The following is a 19,772-nucleotide window of genomic DNA, read 5'->3' on the forward strand; positions in this document are numbered from 1 at the left end:
TTGCCGAAGCAAATTGCAAGCAAGTGTAAGCGATTTGCGAAAGCGCGACAAAACGATATAAAAATAATATGTTTCATTGCGCTAGCGCAGATGCTGTTATTTCATCTACTGTAATACCACTTTGCTACGCAGCGGGCATTTAGGCCAGTTCGATCCAGCCATCCTGATACCAGGTATATAACGCATCCATCACGTCATCGGAGGCCTGGGCCACGGCGGTGCCATCGAGGGCGCGTTCGTTGGCCAGGGTTTCCAGTGCCGCTTTGTCGGCCTTGCCAATGGCAAACGATTCGCCATTGATGAAGACGTTCTTGCCACGATACAGCATCAAGGTCTTGCGCGACAACACGACACCCTTTTTCTGTGCGGCATCCGCAAAGCGGCCCACCGTCAGCGGCTTGGACAGCGGCGTGAAAAATACATTGTGCTTCGGTTCCGACAGGTGTTCGCCCAGGAAGATGGTCACGTCTTCTTCCGTGAAGCGCACCTTGTTCATCTCTTCCGTGATGGTGCTGAGCATTTCGCGGGGGATTTCCGCCGGCTTGCCCGACGCTTTCAGGTCGGGATCGCTGTAAATGCCCGGCAAGTCGATCGAATCGGCCATGAATTGCAGGAAAGCTTCGCCCAGTTCCTGGAACGATGGCGAGCGGAAGCCGATCGAATACGTCTGGCAGTCGCCGATGGCCACGCCGTCGTGCGCGTAGTGGGGCGGCAGGTACAGCATGTCGCCCGGCTCCAGGGTGAATTCTTCGTCGGGCGTGAAGTTGCTGAGGATTTTCAGCGGCAAGCCGTCGATCAGGCTCAGGTCTTTCTGCGCGCCGATGCGCCAGTGGCGCTTGCCCTGGCCTTGCAGCAGGAACACGTCATACGAGTCGAAATGCGGGCCCACGCCGCCGCCGTCGGTGGCGAAGCTGACCATCAGGTCGTCCAGGCGCGCGTCCGGCAGGAAGCGGAACTGGCGCAGCAGGGCGTCGGCCTTGGCGCTGTGCAGGTTGGCGCCCTGCACCAGCAGGGTCCATTCCTTCTGTTTCAGCGATGGCAGGCTGGTCAGCGGACCTTGCTGCATGTTCCAGTGGCCATCCGCATGGCTGACCAGGCGCGATTCGACGTGGTCCAGGGTGGCCAGTTCGGCCAGGGCCTTGAAATCGAACAGCGCCTTGAAGCCAGGCACGGCTTGACGGATCAACAAGGGTTTTTTATGCCAGTAGTCGCGCAGGAATTGCGCCGGCGTGATATCGCCGAGGAGAGTTAATTTTTTCATGCGCCCATTATAACAACCGGAAATGCAGGAATGCGCCTGCCGTTGGCGGCGTGAAGGTATAATTTGCCAGCTTATACAATGAAAGGAAGCATAATGAAGATTGCCAAAAATACGGTCGTGACTGTCAACTACAAACTGTCAGACGCGCAAGACAATCTGATCGAAGACGGCCGCCAGCCTATGGTCTACCTGCACGGTGATTATGAAAACACCCTGCCGAAGATCGAAGAAGAGCTCGACGGCAAGGAAGTTGGCTATTCCAACACGATCCAGATCGAACCGGATGATGCTTTCGGTGAGTACGATCCAGCCCTGGTCAAGGTCGAGCCACGCAATCGCCTGCCTGAGCCGCTGGAAGTGGGCATGCAGTTCGAAGGCATGCCGGAAAGCGATTCGCCGGACGAAGAGGCGATGATCTTCACGGTCACCGATATCGCCGACGACAAGGTCGTGCTGGACGGTAACCATCCACTGGCCGGCATCGCGCTGCGCTTCTCGCTGACCGTCGCTGACGTGCGCGCAGCCACCGAAGAAGAAATCGCCCATGGCCACGTGCATGGCGCACACGGCCATGACCATGGCGATGACGAAGATGAAGGCGAAGAGGGCGATCACTTCCGCACCCACCCTATTCACTAACACCTGACCGAACCTGCTGCGCGGCGCGCTTTGCGGCCGGCGATGCTCACCGTACTAGAGTACGGTTGCGCTTCTCGGCCACAAATCACTGCCGCTCGCTACGGTTCTGTCAGGCGTCGTGACGTCTGTTGGGCGTGACGCTGCTTGAATGAAAACAGGCCGGCTACATGCCGGCCTGTTTGCTTATGCGCTAACGGCGCACAGTCGATGCCCTGGCGCGCGCCTGCGCCGATGGGCGGGTAGCGCGTTGACGCACCTCAAAGAATGGGGTCTTGCCTGGCCGTACGGCGATGGCGGACCAGTCGTTGTCGATGCTGACGTGGCCCAGGTTGCCTTTCCAGCTGATTTTCGGCCCGCCTGTCCTGGCCGCGGCCTTTTTACTCTTTCCCTCCTTGCCGTCCGCATCGCCAGCGCGCTGCGTATCGACCAGCAAGACCTTGCCGCTGAATTTCTTTGCCAGCGTACGGATCTGCTTGCGCGGTCCGGCAAAGCCATCCTGTTTCGAGCTGAAGCTGGGCAGCAGCGAACTGTCGTCTTCGTCCAGCACGCCCACCTCGCCATCGGAAAACAGCACGATGCCGTCGAGCTGCTTGCGCTGCGCCATGGCGAACAAGCGCTGCAGCCAGGAGCGGTTGGCGACCAGGCGGTCTTCGAACTCGCTGTTGCGTCCCGCTTCTGGCAGGAAATGGTTGTTATTCGCGGGCAGGTTGATGGTGGCAAACAGCACGCCGCCGTATTCCCAATGGGCATTTTCCGCATAGCTGCGGAACTTTGCCGTCGAGGACAGCCGCGACAGGGTCAGCTTGCGCTGGCCCAGGCTCTGGTCATCGGCAAAATACACGTCGCGCAAGCGGTTCAGGCGCTCGATGGCATTGACCCGGCCGCGCGAATTGCGGCAGTTGGCCCAGTCGCTGGCCGACAGCGAGACGATCAGCGGCGGGCCGCTGGCGTCCAGCACCTCTTTGCGCTGGCTGTACAGCTTGTCGCTGCACGATTCGCTGGCGGCCTTGATGCCGGTGGCCACGACGAACGAGGCATTGAAGGCGCTGGTGTCGGCGATGGCTTTTTTCAGGGGGCCGTCGTCCGGCCCCGCATTGAAGGAATGGCCCAGCACGGCAAACTCGAAGCCGGCCTGCTCGCCCGGACCGGCCAGCGCCGCCTGCCATGGCAGGCTGGCAGCCAGCAAGCCGGCGGCCAGCAAGCGCCAAATGCCCTGCCGCGTGGTCATGCGGCGGCCAGCCGTTTCAACTGGTACAGCTGTTCCAGCGCATCGCGCGGCGTGAGCGCATCGGGATCGAGGTCGGCGATGGCGTCGAGCAGGGCTTGCTGCGCCGCGTTCAGCGCGGCCAGCGGCGCTGCCGCTTCCTCTTCTTCCTCTTGCGCATACGGATCGGCGGAGGGCGGCGCGAACAGGTCGCGCTGCGGCGTGGCGTCGAGCGCCTGCGCTTCCAGGCGCGCCAAATGCTTGCGCGCCGCCTTGATCACGGGCTGCGGCACGCCGGCCAGCTGCGCCACCTGCAAGCCATAGCTTTGCGAGGCGGGACCGGCTTGCACGGCGTGCAGGAAGACGATGCTGTCCTTGTGCTCGACGGCGGAGAGGTGCACGTTGGCGGCGCTCGGGTGACTGTCCGGCAGTTGCGTCAGCTCAAAGTAGTGCGTGGCAAACAGGGTGAAACTACGGCTGGTATCGATCAGATGGCGCGCGATGGCCCACGCCAGCGCCAGGCCGTCGAAGGTCGAGGTGCCGCGGCCCACTTCATCCATCAGCACCAGCGAATGCTCGGTGGCGCCGTTCAAAATCGCCGCCGATTCCGTCATTTCCACCATGAAGGTCGAGCGTCCGCCCGCCAGGTCGTCGGTGGCGCCGATGCGCGTGAAGATGCGGTCGATGGGGCCGATGGTGGCGGAAGCGGCCGGCACGTAGCTGCCCACGTAGGCCAGCAGGGTGATCAAGGCCACCTGGCGCATGAACGTCGATTTACCGCCCATGTTCGGACCGGTAATCAGCAGCAGCCGGCGCTCGTTGACGAAGCGGCAATCGTTGGCGATGAAGCGTTCGATCTGCTTTTCCACCACGGGGTGGCGGCCTTCGACGATGTTGATGCACGGCTCGTCGACCAGCTGCGGCGCGGCCCAGTTGTGCTGCTGCGCATGTTCCGTCAGCGCATTCAGGGTGTCGAGCTGGGCCAGGCCCTGCGAAATCGTCTGCAAGGTGCCGATGTGCGGCGCCAGCTCGGCCAGCAGCAGGTCGTACAGCAGTTTTTCGCGCACCAGCGCCTTGTCCTGTGCCGACAGGGCCTTGTCTTCGAACACTTTGAGCTCGGGCGTGATGTAGCGTTCCGCGTTTTTCAGGGTCTGGCGGCGGCGGTAGTCGTCCGGCACCTTGTCCGTCTGGCCGTGCGTGACTTCGATGTAGAAGCCATGCACCTTGTTGTATTCGACGCGCAGGTTGGCGATGCCCGTGCGTGCCCGTTCGCGCGTTTCCAGGTCGAGCAGGAACTGGCCCGCGTTTTCCGACAGCGCGCGCAATTCATCGAGTTCCGCGTCGAAACCGGTGGCGAAGACGCCGCCGTCGCGCACCATGGCAGCCGGTTCCTGCGCCACGGCGCGCACCAGCAAGTCCAGGCAGGCGGTCGGCGTGGCCAGCGCCCCATGGATGGCGGCCAGCAAGCCGGATTCGCCGCCCTGGCCGCATTGTTCACCTCTGTAGCAACGCACGACGTCGCCGCGCAGGGCCGGCAGTTGCAGCAGGCCGTCGCGCAGGGCGGCCAGGTCGCGCGGACGGGCCGACAGCAGCGCGATGCGCGTGGTGATGCGTTCGATGTCGGGCACTTGCGCCAGGGTGGCGGCCAAGGGGCCCGCCGCTTCGCTTTGCGCCAGCGCGGCGATCGCTTCATGGCGCGCGCGGGCCACGTTCTGGTCGCGCCGCGCATGGTGCAGCCAGTGGCGCAGCATGCGCGAACCCATGGCCGTGCGGCAATGATCGAGCAGCGAGAACAAGGTGGGCGACTCCTGGCCGCGGATGGTTTCCGTCAGTTCCAGGTTGCGCCGCGTGGCCGCATCCAGGCCGATGAATTCGCTTTCCGTTTCCGTCGTCAGGGAGCGCACGTGCTGCAAGCCGCGGCCCTGCGTCGATTGGGCATAGCGCAGCAGGGCGCCGGCCGCGCCGAACGCGGCGCCGAGGCCATCGGCGCCAAAGCCCGTCAAGGTCGCCACGCCCAGCTGGTCGAGCAGGGCCTTGTGGCCGCCCACCACGTCGAAATGCCAGTCCGGCACGCGGTTGATGTGCGTGCCCGCGTAGTCGTCGAACAGGCTGCCGTTGTCGCCGCTCAGGATTTCGGCCGGCACGATGCGTTCCAGTTCCTGCTGCAATCGCACGGCCACGGTGGCGCTGTCGCCGGAAAACTCCATCAGTTTCAGCGCGCCGCTGGCCAGCGACAGCCAGGCCAGGCCTGTGGTCACCGTCTTGCGCTGCGTGATGCTGCACATGGCCAGCAGCGGGCGCTCGGCCTTTTCTGGCAGCAAGTCGGCATCGGTCAGGGTGCCGGGCGTGACGACGCGCATGACCTTGCGCTCGACGGGGCCCTTGCTGGTGGCCGGATCGCCGATCTGTTCGCAAATGGCCACCGACTCGCCCAGCTTGACCAGCTTGGCCAGGTAGCCGTCCAGCGAATGAAACGGCACGCCGCACATCTTGATGGGATTGCCGCTGGCCACGCCGCGCGCCGTCAGGGTAATGCCCAGCAGGCGCGAGGCTTTTTCCGCGTCTTCGAAAAACAGCTCGTAGAAATCGCCCATGCGGTAGAACACCAGCATCGTCGGGTGGTTTTCCTTGATGCCTAAATATTGTTGCATCATTGGCGTGAGCTTTTCAGCCGAATTCTTCTTTGCCGCGGCGGCGTTGATTTCTTTTGGGACGGTGGTCATGTGTTCTTTGTCGTTGGTCCGGCGGCAGGAAAATGCATGCCTGCCGGGCTGTGTGTGGTGCTGTGTGCGTGCCAGGCCGCGCCAGAGGGCGGAGCGTGGGTTCAAGGCCGTCATTTTACCGCTTTCGGCGGGCGGGGCGGCGTATTGCGTGCGGATGTGAAAAAGCCGCGCCGGTGCGGTGGCGCGGCTTGGATATCCGGTGGTGCTAACTGTTGGTTGAAAGGTATCTGTTGGTGGTGTAAGGATTACGTTTCGACGTTCCCGCCCACAGATGCTTCCGGATCAAAACTGAATACGCGCAATTCTGGCAAGTCTTGCTCACCTCGAATGATGCGCACGGTCAGTACAAACGAGAGTTCCCAGCGGCCTTTGCTCTGGCCCACATCAAGATTGTGTTTCCATTCCTGGCGGATACGGCGCAGATCGGGCAGGGCTGGATCAGGCGGCAATACATGAGATTCAAAATCCAGAGGCAGCTGATAGGTGGCGCCGGCGGCTTGCAGGAAGGGTGACGGCAGCGAATAGCGGGTGGGTACATCGGGACCGATCTGGGTCAACTGGGGTACGCTGATGAGGCAGCAATCGACTATTTGGAAGGAGGTAAAACCACTTGCCTTTGTGCCACAGCAATTGACTTCCAGGTAGACGTGCTGGCCTTGCTGGAAGTGCACTCCTCCCATGTAGGGGCCATGGCGTGGGTCCGCGCTGCCGTCACAAGAAGTAAACGCATAGTCAAGCTGGTTGGTGATTTGGTCTGCATCAAAATGTACGGATAACTTCATCCAGGGGCTTACAGGCGTCATTTTTTATTGTCTCTTTCCAGGTTGATGAGAAATTGTTGGTAGCGAGCATCTCGCCGTAGTGTCAACAGATCAGGTGCCGATTCGATCAGGTTGATGGGGTAGCCGCGCTCCATCGCCTGTTTCAAAGCCGCCATCGCTTCGTTGCGCTTGCCTACCAGCTCATAGGTCAGCGCCGCCCTGAAATGGATATCGGGCAATGTGGGCGCTAGCCGGATGGCTTGCGCTACATGCCATAGCGCATCGTCTCGCAAGCCCGCATAGGCTGCATACAATGCCAGCCGGGAGTTGACCTTGGGGTCGTCCGGAGAGTGTTGCAGCATGACTTTGATCAATGTGATGGCACGGCGGTAGGAATCGCGCGACAGTTCTATCTGACCAGGCACCCAGCGTTGGGCGTCCGCCAGATTTGCCCATAGCAGGTAGTTACCAGGGTTCCCTTTGTTTTCTGAGACGGCATTTTTAAAGGACTGGACTGCTCCCAGATAGTCGCCCTTGTTAAACAGGGCATTCCCTAGGTTGGTATACAGTTCCCAGTCGGGATGCACCTGCAATCCTTGTTGCAGGACTTGCAGGGCTTCATTGCCGCGATTCAGGCGTTCAAGCGTGGCGCTAAGCTGGGCATACGCATTGGCCACCTGCGGATCCATTTGTATGGCTTTCCGAAAGAGTTTTTCAGCTTCCGCGTAATTGCCCTGGTTGTAATTCATCCTGCCCAACATCGAAATAAAAAGGCGATCATGGGGATACAGGGCGATGGCCTTGTCAAGAACATCCCTGGCTTGATCAAATTTCTGTGCGTAGATGAGCAGGCGTGCCTTGCCGTACATGCCCAGCGGATTGTTTGGGTCCAGATTCAGTGCCGTAGTAATTTCCTGCATTGCTTGCCGACGGTCGCCATGATGTTCAATAGCCCAGGCTTGCGCCACATGGGCCAAAGCTAATTGGTCGTCTGTCGTCAATGCCTGTTTCGCAGCGACGTCCGCGCGTTGCAGCCAGGTTTCATCCCGGTTGCTGCCTAAATAGCGCAGTGTGAAAACCAGCGACAGGCCGGCATTTGCCGCAGCATGCTCTGGATTATGTTTAAGTACAGTGCTGAAATGTTCAATGGCCTGTGTCTGCGCGTCTTCTCTATCAAACACCCGCAACGCTTCCATCCCCGCCGCCATGCTGGCCATTTCCGAATATGGCGCGGGCGCTTTTTCGCCCGTGACGAACGATTTGACGGCAGGAACGATGTTGGGCAGCTGCCATCCTGTCAGCACGGCCAGCAGCGCCACGCCCGCACCCCATTTCAGGGTGCGCTTGCGGGGCAGGGGCAGGTGGATGGAGACGGTGGTGGGCGGTTCTTCCTTCTCAGGCTGCTCGTCGGCAGGGGGCGTGGCCAAGGTGAGCGGCTCCCCGCGTTGTGCGCCTATCGCCTCGCGCACGTCGCGCATCGTGCGTGGCCGTTCGGCCGGGTCGTGCGCCGTCATCGCGCGCACGAGGGCGTTGATGGCGGGCGGGACGGAGTCGGGCAGGTCGGGCCACGGTTCCGTCGCCTGCATGTGGGCGGCGGCCAGGGCCAGGCCGTTCAGGTGGGCGAAGTGGCGCTGGCCGGCCAGCATTTCGTACAGCATGGCGCCCAGGGCATACACGTCGCCGCGCGTGTCGGGCAGGCGGCCCATCAGGCGCTCGGGCGCCATGTAGGCGATGGTGCCCTGCAAGTCGCACAGGGTAGTCGTTTGCGTGGCTTGCGGGTCGATGTGGCGGGCCAGGCCGAAGTCGAGGATGCGCACCTTGCCGCTTGCCTCCAGCATCAGGTTCGACGGTTTCAGGTCGCCGTGGACGAGGTCCATGGCGTGCGCCTCGTCCATCGCGTCGGCGATCTGGTAGGCGATGTCGAGCGCCCCCTGCAAGTCCGCCTTGCCGCTGTGCATGAACTGGCCCAGGGTCTGGCCTTCGACCAGTTCCATGACGATGGACTGGCTCGTACCCTGGCCTTCGATGGCGAAAATGCGCACGAAGGCCGCATGCTTGAGCGAGGCGGCCAGGCGTGCTTCATTGATGAGTTTTTCCGGATGCAGCACGTCGGCTTGCGGCTTCAGCCGTTTCAGCGCCACGCTACGGCACAGCTTGGCATCCCAGGCTTCGAAGACATGACCGAAACCGCCTTCACCCAGCAAGCGGCGCACTTCGTAGTGCCCGCTGATCGTGTCGTCTTGCGGCGGGGTCTGACGCAGGGAGTCGAGCAGTTCCATATACCTTGGCTTCAGAGTGCATCAACGTGGGCATCCGGCATCGAGAGGGACAATACGATGTTGGAATGCTCAAGATGATTGATTTTGAGTAACTTCCTGATTTAAAACGATTGTTTCGAATAAGTCAATTAATATTGACAAGGAGGGAACAAAAGTTGCTATGCCTGCGCCTGGATGGCATTCCCTGCCGACGTCTGCGCGCAATCTTGTTCAAACTCAATTTTCATCTTTCCCGCTTCCTTGATAATGCAGACAGGGCTGTACCGGCATGTGCCGATCAGGCGATGGGAGCGGGCATGGACGAGTTGCTGCAGTATTACGAGCGCGAACTGGGCACCTTGCATGCGCACAACCAGGTGTTTGCCCGGCGTTATCCGGCCATCGCCGGCGCACTGGGTCTCCTGGGCGGCGACATGGGCGACCCGCACCTGGCGCGCATGCTGCAAGCCTTTGCCATGTTCAACGCGCGCACGGCCAAGCGCTTGGCCGATGGTTTCGGCACTTTCAGCGAAACCTTGTTGGAGTTGAACTTTCCTCATTATTTGCGCCCGTTTCCTGCCTGCGCCATTGCGCGCATCGATAATGACCTTGGAACGGTGACCGAACTGGCCACCATTGCGCGCGGCACGGTCATGCATGCTGCCGAGCATCAGGGCGTCACCTGCAAATTCACCACCGCGTACGATGTCGCCGTGGCGCCGCTGCGCCTGTCCGACGTGCGCTTCCAGTCCATCGTGGCGGCGCCGCCCGCAGTGCGCCTGGCGCCGGATCTGGGGGCGGCGATCAGCATCACGCTTGAAGCGACGGGCGCCACGTCCACGCTGGACGGGTTGCCGCTGCCGATGCTGCGCCTGTTCCTCGACGGCGAGCCTGCGTTTTGCGCCACGCTGCGCGACAGCCTGTTCCTGCGCGCCCGTAGCGCTTATGTGGAAGCCGATGGCGTCTGGCAGGCGCTGGACGCGGTGCCCTTGCAGCCCGTTGGTTTTGCCGACGAGGACGCATTGATGCCGGCCCGGGCCGCCTCGCATCCCGCCTACCGCCTGCTGGGCGAATGGTTTGCCTTTCCGGAAAAATTCCATTTCGTCGACCTGGACCTGGCCGCGCTGCGCCCGCTGTTGCCTCCGGCTTGCCGGCGTTGCACCGTGCACTTGCTGCTGGCCGGCGTGCAGGCCGATGCGGATGTCGCGCGCATCTTGCGCCCCTTGTCCGCAAGGCATCTGGTGCCAGGATGCACGCCCGTCGTCAACCTGTTCCGCCAGGCGGCCAATCCCATCCGCCTGACGCACGCGAGCGCCGATCATGTGCTGCTGCCATCGGTCAGGCAGGCGCATTGCTACGATATCCACAGCGTCGACAGCGTGCATGTCCTCGGGGAAACGGCGCAGGGCAGCACGCTCGATGCATTCCACCCGTTCTATTCGATGCGCCATGGCGAGGCGGGCGGGCGCCAGGGGCGCTACTGGGTGACGCGGCGCGACGAGGACATGGCGTTGAGCAATCCCGGCTACGAGATGCGCATCGCCTTTGTCGACGGCGCCATGCAGCCGCTGCACGACGCGACGCAAACGGTATCCATCATGCTGACCTGCAGCAACCGCGACTTGCCGGGCCGCCTGGTGTTCGGCAATGCCGCGGGCGACCTGCATCATGACGGCGTCGCCAGCGCCTTGCCGGTGCGCCTGCTGCGCAAACCTGGCGCGCCTTGCCGTTTCCCTGCGGGCGCGGCGTCGCACTGGCGGCTGATCGCGCAATTGTCCCTGAACCATCAGTCGCTGAATGAACAGGGCTTGCCGCTCTTCAAGCAAATACTCGAGTTGTACAACCTGCCCGGTTCGGCCAGCGCCGCGCGCCAGATCGCGGGCATGAGCGGATTGCGCCAGCGCGCCGCCAGTACCTGGCTGCACGACGAGGCGGGCGGCAGCCTGGTCTTCGGCATCGACGTGCTGCTGTCCGTCGACGAGGACGCCTTTGTCGGCAGCGGCTTGCATGCGTTTGCCCAGGTCATCGAGCGCTTTCTCGGGTTGTACGTGCACCTGGGTTCGTTTACCCGCCTGGTCGTCCTGTCGCAAAAGACTGGAAAGGAGTTGCTGTGTTGTCTGCCTCGCAATGGAAGCCAGACGCTGGTGTAGTCGCGCGCCTGATTGCCGATCCGTCCGGCACCGGTTTCTTTCAGGCGGTGCGCTTGCTGTGTGCCTGGATGATGCAGCAAGGCATTTCACAGGAGCAAGTGTTTCACGATTGCCTGCGCCTGCATGGCAGCGCGTCGCTGTCGTTTGCGCCGGGCGAAATCGAACAGCTGTGGCTGGAGCCGCAGGCGGACGGCGAGACGCAGGTGCATGTGCGCGCAGCCATGCTCGGCTTCCTGGGCGTGCATGGCAGCTTGCCGCTGCATTACACGGAAACGCTGGCCCGCCACGAGCGGCAGACGGGCGATGCTGGTCCCCGTGACTGGCTCGATACCTTGTCGCACCGGGCGCTGGTCCTGTTTTATCAGGCCTGGGCCCGTTACCGCATCGAATGCCAGCAGGACGCCGACGGCGGCGATTTCCTGCCCTTGCAACTGGCGCTGGCGGGCGCCTGGCCCGCCGAGGTGGCCAGGCAGGAAGATGGTTTGCCTGCGCATGTGCTGGCCCATTACGCGGCCTTGCTGCGCCACCGGCCCGTGGCGGCCGACGTGATGCAGGCGGTGCTGGCCGAGTATTTCGGCGTGCCCGTGCGCTTGCAGCGTTTTGTCGGCGCCTGGTTCCGGCGCGCGCCGCAGGAGCGCGCCGTGCTGGCCACCGCGCCTGCCCGGCTGGGGCACGGCGCCATGCTGGGCGAGCGCTGCCGGCGCGCCGATTTGCGCGTGCGCCTGGTGCTGGGGCCGCTGGCGCGCCGTGCCTACGAAGACTTCCTGCCTGGCCGGCCCGGTGCGCTGGCCCTGCGGCAGATGCTGGCGCTGTTTGGCTTGCCCTGCATGAGCTTTGAAATACGCCTGGTGCTGCGCCGGGAAGACGTCCGTACATGTGTCCTGGGCAAGGGCGCCTGCCTGGCCGAGGATGCCTTCCTGGCCGGCAAGTTGCCGGCCCGTGAGCGTGACGACATGCATTACGAGCTGCGTTTCGAGGGTTCCGCCTGAGACCGCCGTGAATGAAGTACCCCGCTGACTGCTGGAAGGAAGAAACCTATGGAAGACTACGCGCAATGGCTGGCCGTGGACAAGGACTTGACTGCAAGCAACCGCGCCTTGCGGCTGCGCCTCGCTTACCCGGAAGGCATCAACGAAGATGTCTTGCTGCCGCAGCGCATCAGTGGCAGCGAGGCCATCTGCGGCGGCCTGGAATACCGCATCCTGTGCGTGGCCACCGAGGCGCAGCTGCCGCTGAAACAGTTCATCGCCGTGCCGGCCGAATTGCAGATCGTTACGGATCAGGGGCAGCTGCGCAGGGTTTGCGGCATCGTCGCCGAAGCGTGTGCCGGGCAAAGCGATGGAGGCCTGGCCACCTATCAGCTGGTGCTGCGCGATGGCCTGGCATTGCTGGAAAAACGCATCAACACGCGCGTGTTTCGCAACAAACATGAATTGCAGATCGTGCAGCTCCTGTTTGACGAATGGCGGCAGGGCAATAGCGTGCTCGCCGCCAGCCTGGATCTCGCCATCGATGCGGCGCTGGCGGCGCGCAGCTTGCCCATGCGCGAATTCACGATGCAGCACAATGAATCCGATGCCGCCTTTATCCGCCGCCTGCTCCGGCGCCGCGGCATCGCCTGGTGCTTCCAGGCGGGAGCGCCGGCCAGCCCGAACGCCGCTGCCACGCCCGTGCATACCCTGCTGCTGTTCGACGACGCCGGCCGCCTGGCGCAGAACGCGGCCGGCACGGTGCGTTATCACCGCGATGATGCCACCGAGGAAAGGGATGCCGTGACGGCCTGGAGCGCCGTGCGCCGCTTGCAACCGGGAAAGTCCGAACGCTACAGCTGGGACGACGGCCACCCGCACAGCCCGCAGTTCATGGCCACGCAGTCACACGGCGGCGTGGATCAGGGCAGCAATGGCAACCGCCTGGCAGCCAGTCTCGACGACTATATCGTGGAGCCGCCGCTGGCCGCCGGCAGCAATGACGGCTTGCGGCAACTGGGCCAGCTGGCCATGGCGCGCCACGATATGGACAGCAAGTGCTTCCAGGGCGAAGGCTGCGTGCGCGACTTTTGCGCGGGCCAGTGGTTCAGCCTGGAAGGGCATGCCGACATCGACAGCCACCCGGCCGCCGAGCGCAGTTTCGTCATCACGGCCTTGAACGTGGCGGCCAGCAACAACTTGCCGACGGGGCTAGAGGCGCGAGTGGGGCGCCTGTTTGCGCAGAGCGGCTGGCGGTGGGATGTTGATGTGGCGCCAGGGGCAGGCGCCGATGGCCAGGCGGCCTTGCGCTATCGCAACCGTTTTACCTGCGTGCGGCGCGGCATCGCCATCGTTCCTGCCTTTGATCCGCGCAGCGAATTCCCCGTCGTGCGCCTGCAAAGCGCGCTGGTCGTGGGGCCTGCCGGCGAAGAGGTGCATTGCGATGCGCTGGGAAGGGTCAAGGTGCGTTTTGGCGCCACGCGCGCGCCGGACCACGCACATGCCAACGGTACCGGCGCCTCCGATACGGAGCGCGATTCGGCCTGGGTGCGCGTGGCAACAAGCTGGAGCGGCAATGGGCCGGGCAGCGGCACACAATGCGGCACGGTGACTTTGCCGCGCATCGGCGCGGAAGTGCTGATCGATTTTCTCGGCGGCGATCCGGACCGGCCCGTCATCGTTGGCCAGCTGTACAACGCCGTGGGCGCGCCGCCGGGATTGAGCGCGCGCGGCGCCTTGCCTGGCAACCGTTACCTGTCCGGCATGCGCAGCCGTGAAGTGCGGGGCGGGCGCGGCAACCAGCTGTGCTTTGACGATACGCCGTCGCAGATCAGCGCGCAGCTGGCCAGCGACCAGGCGGCCACGCAGTTGAACCTCGGCTATCTGACCGGGCCGCGCAGCGATGGGGCAGGGCCGCAGCGCGGCGACGGCTTTGAATTGCGCAGCGACGCCAGCGGCAGCGTGCGCACGGCCCGTTCGCTGCTGATTTCTGCCTGGAAACAGCTGGGCGCCAGCGGCAGGCAGCTCGACGGCAGCGAGCATGCCGCCGTGATGAAGGAATGCCTGGAATTGTTCACCTCTCTGGGCGAGTTTGCCGCCCAGCACCAGGCGCTGGCGCTGGACGCGTCCGGCAGCCAGGCGCTGGGGGCCGCCATTGCTGCCGACCAGCCCGCCATCAGCATCACGGCGCCCGAGGGCGTGGTGCTGAGCACGCCCAGGACCATCGCCGGCAACGCGGGTGCGAATATCGACCTGGTAGCCCGGCAGCATCTGCAGCTGAGCGCGGCCCAGCGCTGCAACGTCAACGGGGGCAAGGGTATTTCCCTGTTCGCGCACCAGGATGGCATCGTGCAGGTAGCCCACTTCGGCAAGTTCCTGCTGCAAAGCCAGCATGATTTGCTGCAGGCCGATGCCGCCAAGGACATCCGCCTGACGGCAGGCACGCGCCTGGTCGGCGTGGCGCAGGACGAGATCACCTTTATGACGGCGGGCGGCGCCTACCTGAAACTGTCCGGCGGCACGGTCGAACTGGGCGGTCCCGGTGCGCTGACGGTCAAAACCGACGGCCACCACTGGAACGGTCCGGCCAGCATGAAAGGCGAGCTGCCCACCTTCGGCGAAGGCGAGCTGGGCCGCGTGCCGCGCTTGCTGCGCCCCACCGACGGCTTGCCCGTCGAAGGCGTGGAAGTGCACATCGAGCGCGAAGGCGACAGCCCGTTGACGGGCGTCAGCGATGCCGATGGACGCGGGCCGAAGTTGGCAACCGACCATCTGCAGCGGCTGAAGGGATTCTTCTTCCGCCGCCGTTCCTGAAACCCGCCCTCGGAGACCACGCCATGCAGTTCGATCCCCGCCCGCCGCTGTGCGACGACCCCGAAATCGATATCCTCGGCCAGTTTTCCTGCAACGCCAATTTCCAGAGCAGCGACCATGAAGTACTGCAGCAACTGCCGCTGCCCGGCATCATGATCTTCGTGCACGGTGTCAATTCCGACGGCGAGTGGTACGCGGCCGCCGAAGAAGGCCTGTGCAAGGGCCTCAACGAGCGCCTCAAGCGTTCCTGCCATCACCTGCAGCACCGTGGCGTGGCAGGCGGCGAACTGAAGGCGGTCAATTATGGCGCCGAGATCACGGCCGAAGGCTTTCTCCATCCGGAGATGTCGGCCGATACCCTGATCCGCGACGCCGGCACGTTTTCTCCCGTGATCCGCTTTCGCTGGGGCTACAAGGCGTCCGGCGAAGAACTGCAGAAATACGGCAAGGGCATCTACCTGAATGAACAGGATTACTGGGGCGGCGGTCCGTTTGCCAATGGCTGCAGCGCGCTGGCCGACCTGTGGAAGGAGGGGCTGAGCGAGGATTTATTTTTGTGGAACAAGATCCAGCACATGAATCCCTTCCCGGAACGGCAAGTGTACAGCTGCCCGCCGCGCCCGTATTTCGTGCTGGCCGCCTATCGCCTGGCCAGGCTGGTGGAAGCCATCCGCCAGCAGCAGGCCGACGTGCCGGTCACCATCGTGTGCCACAGCCAGGGCACGATGGTGGCGATGGCGGCCGCCTTTCTCGGCGCGGGCCTGCCCAAGGTGGATGGCGTTCCCTGCGTGGCCGATAACTATGTCATCTGCAATTCTCCGTACAGCCTGGCGAAACGCAATAGCTCCGAGAACTGGGTGGCCGGCAATCTGCGCGCGGCGGACGGCAGCATGGGCCGGGTGACGGTGCAGGCGCGCCTGGCCACCTTGAAAAACTTCTTTGCCATCATCCGCCAGCGCGCCACCTTGGGCGAGCTGCAGACAGACGAGGAAATCGACCGCTGCATGGCCAACCTGCAGCACGGTTTTTCCGCCGCCCAAGACCGTGAACAATACGGGATTGCCGGCGCGGCGCGCGGCGGCAAGAAGTCATCGTATGGCAGGGTGACCATCTATTGCAATCCGCACGACGTGGTGGTGTCGTCCGTGGCCATCGAGGGTATCGGCTGGCGTGGCCTGTCGGGCTCGCTGGACAAGGGCAGCAAGGACGGCGGCGAGCTGGCCGCCACCGAGGCGGCAGGCGTGTGCGTGCAGCGCGTGTTTGCCCAGGGTTTCGAGGTGGGCAAGGAAGGCAGCTATCACTACTGGACCGATCACTGGCGCAAGCCTGCGCCGGGCGGCAAGGATTTCTGGTTTCCGGCGCAGAAATATGCGTCGTATTCCGTCAAGCAAGGCGTCGAGGCCAGCGAAGGCGCCTTTTCCACCATCCTGACGGTGGGGTTGGCGCCCCTGTTCATCGTGATGACGGGCCTGGCCCGCAGCCCCTGCAATGCCTCGCCCCACAAGGATTGGAAAATCGAACTGCGCGCCCCCGACCTGGTTTCGCCCTTCAAGCCGCAGTCCTTGCGCTTTGGCCAGAGCAGCGAGGAATTCGATGAAGGCTACGACCCGCCCGGCGAATCGCGCCAGGCGGGCAAGCAGCGCGCTGCCGGCGACGATTACCTTGCCGATCATGCCATCCCGCCTGGCGGTTTGCAGGGGCAGGCGGGAAAAGACGAGGCCAGGCGCATGGACAGCGCCAGGGGCACGGCCGACGACGAGGCGCGTTTGCGGTTCGAGCAGCGCGCGGTGATACGCGCCCAGGCGGTGCGGGAAGGGAAGAGTCCGGTCGGCCAGAAAGTCCAGCAGGAAATGCCCAACGCCGCGCCAGACGCCGGCTACCAGCAATGGCGCAGCACGCGCATCGGCGAAATGATGGCCAGCCAGGCGGGCGCCTACGCCACCGACCATTCCTCCATCCTGACCAACCTCATGCACGCGGAGCGGGCGCTCGCATATGACGTGGCGGTGGGCGTGTGCCGTATCAAGGCTGAGCAGTTGCGCAAGTTGCGGGTGGCTGCGGATTGGAGGTTGTTGAGAGCGCTAAATATTACTGAGTCCGCTAAATTGTTTGAAGAGTATTTTAATGACGGGAAATTGCGTGGTTTGACCATCACTCAATGGTCTCAACAGACTGGTGGTGACGGTAGTCTACCTATATTAATAGTTGATGTGAGAGAGAACCCTGCTCTTGATTCTCATCCTAATTCCGGTGAACGAGCATTTTTGTAAAGAGAAGTTAAATTTTTATATAAATGCAAAAATATTAAATAACTGTTTGATCTTGTTGGAGATCATGTCATGGCTAGATCTATATTTTTATCTGTACTCGGCGCGTTTCTGATTGTTTTAGTTTTGTCAGCCTGCGCCCGTTTTCGTACATCGACAAGCATAGTGGTACCTGATGCTCCTATTGATGGATATTTAGCGCAGCGACCATTTATGGCTCAGGTAGTTGGGTTGCAATGGTTAAATCCATTGCACCGTAGAGACTATCCAACGGAGTGGCAGTTACTTTGGACCCTCGGCCTGGTACGACCGAATCCGAACGATGACATGGTAAAAGAAAAACCTGAAAAATATTCTAAGTTGCACAGTATCGCCTCCATTGCCATAGGCAATGAAGGGTCTGAAACTTTTGATGGATATCATGAAAAATATATTAATGAGTTAATGAATTTGTATCATGATGTGTATTACTCTGATCCAGAATATTTCTACAATGTTCATTCAACCAAGGACAAATCACGCTGGCGTGAACTGGCTGGCATCCATATCGAATATGCCCTGCCAGAAGGTAAACTCGATCCAGTGGAGACGATAGAATTTGTGCGTAAAAGGGTTGCAAGAACTTTTAGCATCGGCAACATTCACTCTCCCACCCTCTGGACCCGCTCCACCTCGCCCGACGTCCGCGTCACCATGGGCGGCCCCAACGCAGGGTTTACCTCGCTGGCCGCCGCGCTCGACTACCTGCAAAGCCATCCCAAGGAAACCGTCTGGGCCATGAACTGGGATGCGCCCAGCCGGCCTCTGGACCGTCAGATCAACGAGAACCTGGTGCTGCTGGTGCTGGCCGGCCCGGACTGCAAGACGGAGCGGGCGCCGCTGGCGTGGCTTGGCTACCCAAGTACGAAGCAGACGGCGGATTTTGATGCCAAAAAGGGCGAGCCGCCGCGGCTGGTGCAGGCGTGGACGGCGGCCATCGAAGATGCGGCGGCGAAGGCCAACAGGCAAGATACCGACATCGGCTATCTGATCCATGACGCGGGCAATACGCACCAGGATTCCTCCGCACGGCTGGGCGCGCTGGCGCAGACGCTTACCGTGCAATTGCCGGAATTCGATTTCCTCAAGCAAAGCTTCAATCTGACTGCCGTGCTGGGCGAAACGGGCGCGGGCACGGCCCTGACAAACGTGGCGCTGGGCATCGCCTATGCGCATCACTTTGGCAAGCCCGTGCTGGTGGCCGGCACCAGCGACCTGTCGGCCCCCGTGGCGCTGGTGGTGGCGCCGCCCGCCGTCGCGCGGCCGATCCGGCCCGACCAGCCATGGTTCCGCGCGCGCGGCGGCAACCATGCCTACTTGCCATGGTGGGGCTTGCGCCACGATGCGCCCGAGTATTACCAGGGGTTTTCGCAATGAGGGCGCTGATCGCTGTTCTCATGTCGCTTTTGCTTGGCGCGTGCGCGACGCCACCCTTGCAGGAGGCGACGGTGGCACGCAGCGGCCCGTTGATGGCGCAGGTGGTGGGGCTGCAATGGCTGAATCCCCTGCAACGTCGGGATTACCCCACGCAATGGCAATTGCTGTGGACTATGGGACTGGTGCAGCCGAATCCGGACGATGAGATGGTCAGGGAAAAACCCGAGAAATATACCAGGCTGCAAAGTATTGCTTCTGTCGCGGTTGGAAATGATGGTTCTGAAACGTTCGATGGTTACCATGAAAAATACATAGCGAAGACTTTCAATTTAATTCATGACGTGTACTACTCCGACCCAGAATATTTCTACAACGTCCATTCAACTGAAAACAAGTCGCGCTGGCGTGAGCTGGCCGGCATCCATATTGAATATGCTTTGCCCGAAAGCAAGCTCGATCCAGTGGAAGCGGCCGACTTCGTCCGGGAATATGTTGCCGATACTTTTAGCATCGGCAACATCCACTCTCCCGCTCTCTGGACCCGCTCCACCCCGCCCGACGTCCGCGTCACCATGGGCGGCCCCAACGCAGGGTTTACCTCGCTGGCCGCCGCGCTCGACTACCTGCAGACCCACCCGAAGGAAACCGTCTGGGCCATGAACTGGGATGCGCCCAGCCGGCCTCTGGACCGACAGATCAACGAGAACCTGGTGCTGCTGGTGTTGGCCGGCCCGGACTACAAGACGGAGCGGGCGCCACTGGCGTGGCTCGGGTATCCGAGCACGAAACAGGCGGCGGATTTTGAAGTCAAAAAGGGCGAACCGCCGCGGCTGGTGCAGGCGTGGACGGCAGCCATCGAGGAGGCGGCGGCGAAGGCCAACCGGCAAGATACCGACATCGGCTATCTGATCCACGATGCGGGCAATACGCACAACGATTCCTCCGCACGGCTGGGTGCGCTGGCGCAGACGCTTACCGTGCAATTGCCGGAATTCGATTTCCTCAAGCAAAGCTTTAATCTGACTGCCGTGCTGGGCGAGACGGGCGCGGGCACGGCCCTGACAAACGTGGCGCTGGGCATCGCCTACGCACATCATTTCGGCAAGCCCGTGCTGGTGGCCGGCACCAGCGACCTGTCGGCCCCCGTGGCGCTGGTGGTGGCGCCGCCCGCCGTCGCGCGGCCGATCCGTCCCGACCAGCCATGGTTCCGCGCGCGCAGCGGCAACCATGCCTACTTGCCGTGGTGGGGCTTGCGCCACGATGCACCCGAGTATTACCAGGGGTTTTCGCAATGAGACGCTTGATACATCC

General features: G+C 62.5%; 12 protein-coding genes. 7 read left to right on the plus strand and 5 right to left on the minus strand.

From position 1 onward, the window contains the following. Window positions 1-139 precede the first annotated feature (139 nt). Complete coding sequence (locus GCN74_RS20290; protein WP_152258343.1) at window positions 140-1,261, minus strand: cupin domain-containing protein; 1,122 nt, start codon at window positions 1,259-1,261, stop codon at window positions 140-142. Between the two features lie 93 nt (window positions 1,262-1,354). On the opposite strand from GCN74_RS20290, the gene GCN74_RS20295 reads away from it, so the two are divergent. Next, on the plus strand, window positions 1,355-1,900 hold the full coding sequence (locus GCN74_RS20295; protein WP_152258344.1) for an FKBP-type peptidyl-prolyl cis-trans isomerase: 546 nt from the start codon (window positions 1,355-1,357) through the stop codon (window positions 1,898-1,900). A 190-nt stretch (window positions 1,901-2,090) separates the two neighbouring features. Here the strand turns inward: GCN74_RS20295 and GCN74_RS20300 are convergent, their stop codons facing one another. The 4 genes from GCN74_RS20300 to GCN74_RS20315 all read right to left on the minus strand — a co-directional run bounded on the left by GCN74_RS20300 (window position 2,091) and on the right by GCN74_RS20315 (window position 8,867). Beyond that, window positions 2,091-3,128: a hypothetical protein gene (locus GCN74_RS20300; protein WP_152258345.1), complete on the minus strand. Its 1,038-nt coding sequence runs from the start codon at window positions 3,126-3,128 to the stop codon at window positions 2,091-2,093. Next, window positions 3,125-5,827 carry a DNA mismatch repair protein MutS gene (gene mutS, locus GCN74_RS20305; RefSeq protein WP_152258346.1) on the minus strand — a complete coding sequence of 901 codons (2,703 nt, stop codon included), beginning with the start codon at window positions 5,825-5,827 and terminating at the stop codon, window positions 3,125-3,127. Before mutS ends, GCN74_RS20300 begins: the two co-directional genes overlap by 4 nt. Window positions 5,828-6,072: 245 nt before the next feature. After that, the gene (locus tag GCN74_RS20310; protein WP_152258347.1) at window positions 6,073-6,609 is read right to left on the minus strand and encodes a hypothetical protein; all 537 of its coding nucleotides are present in this window, start codon (window positions 6,607-6,609) and stop codon (window positions 6,073-6,075) included. A gap of 17 nt (window positions 6,610-6,626) precedes the next feature. Further along, window positions 6,627-8,867: a serine/threonine-protein kinase gene (locus GCN74_RS20315; RefSeq protein ID WP_152258348.1), complete on the minus strand. Its 2,241-nt coding sequence runs from the start codon at window positions 8,865-8,867 to the stop codon at window positions 6,627-6,629. 296 nt (window positions 8,868-9,163) lie between these two features. On the opposite strand from GCN74_RS20315, the gene tssF reads away from it, so the two are divergent. From tssF to GCN74_RS20345, 6 genes are all read left to right on the plus strand, one after another. Further along, on the plus strand, window positions 9,164-10,996 hold the full coding sequence (gene tssF, locus GCN74_RS20320) for a type VI secretion system baseplate subunit TssF (RefSeq protein WP_152258349.1): 1,833 nt from the start codon (window positions 9,164-9,166) through the stop codon (window positions 10,994-10,996). Beyond that, complete coding sequence (gene tssG, locus GCN74_RS20325) at window positions 10,960-11,985, plus strand: type VI secretion system baseplate subunit TssG (protein WP_193317173.1); 1,026 nt, start codon at window positions 10,960-10,962, stop codon at window positions 11,983-11,985. Before tssF ends, tssG begins: the two co-directional genes overlap by 37 nt. A gap of 48 nt (window positions 11,986-12,033) precedes the next feature. Continuing rightward, window positions 12,034-14,778, plus strand: a complete 2,745-nt coding sequence (locus GCN74_RS20330; protein ID WP_152258351.1) for a type VI secretion system Vgr family protein — start codon at window positions 12,034-12,036, stop codon at window positions 14,776-14,778. Between the two features lie 23 nt (window positions 14,779-14,801). After that, entirely contained in the window at window positions 14,802-17,048 is a 2,247-nt protein-coding gene (locus GCN74_RS20335; protein WP_152258352.1) for a hypothetical protein, read from the plus strand. Between the two features lie 690 nt (window positions 17,049-17,738). Continuing rightward, window positions 17,739-18,461, plus strand: coding sequence for a hypothetical protein (locus tag GCN74_RS20340; protein ID WP_226939130.1), 723 nt, complete (start codon window positions 17,739-17,741; stop codon window positions 18,459-18,461). Continuing rightward, a complete protein-coding gene (locus GCN74_RS20345; RefSeq protein ID WP_226939131.1) occupies window positions 18,458-19,756 on the plus strand; it encodes a hypothetical protein in 1,299 nt (432 codons plus the stop codon). The genes GCN74_RS20340 and GCN74_RS20345 overlap by 4 nt, the downstream gene beginning before the upstream one ends. The last annotated feature ends 16 nt before the right edge of the window (window positions 19,757-19,772 follow it).

It is taken from the genome of Janthinobacterium sp. FT14W, from assembly GCF_009208755.1.
GTDB classification, from domain to species: domain Bacteria; phylum Pseudomonadota; class Gammaproteobacteria; order Burkholderiales; family Burkholderiaceae_D; genus Janthinobacterium; species Janthinobacterium violaceinigrum.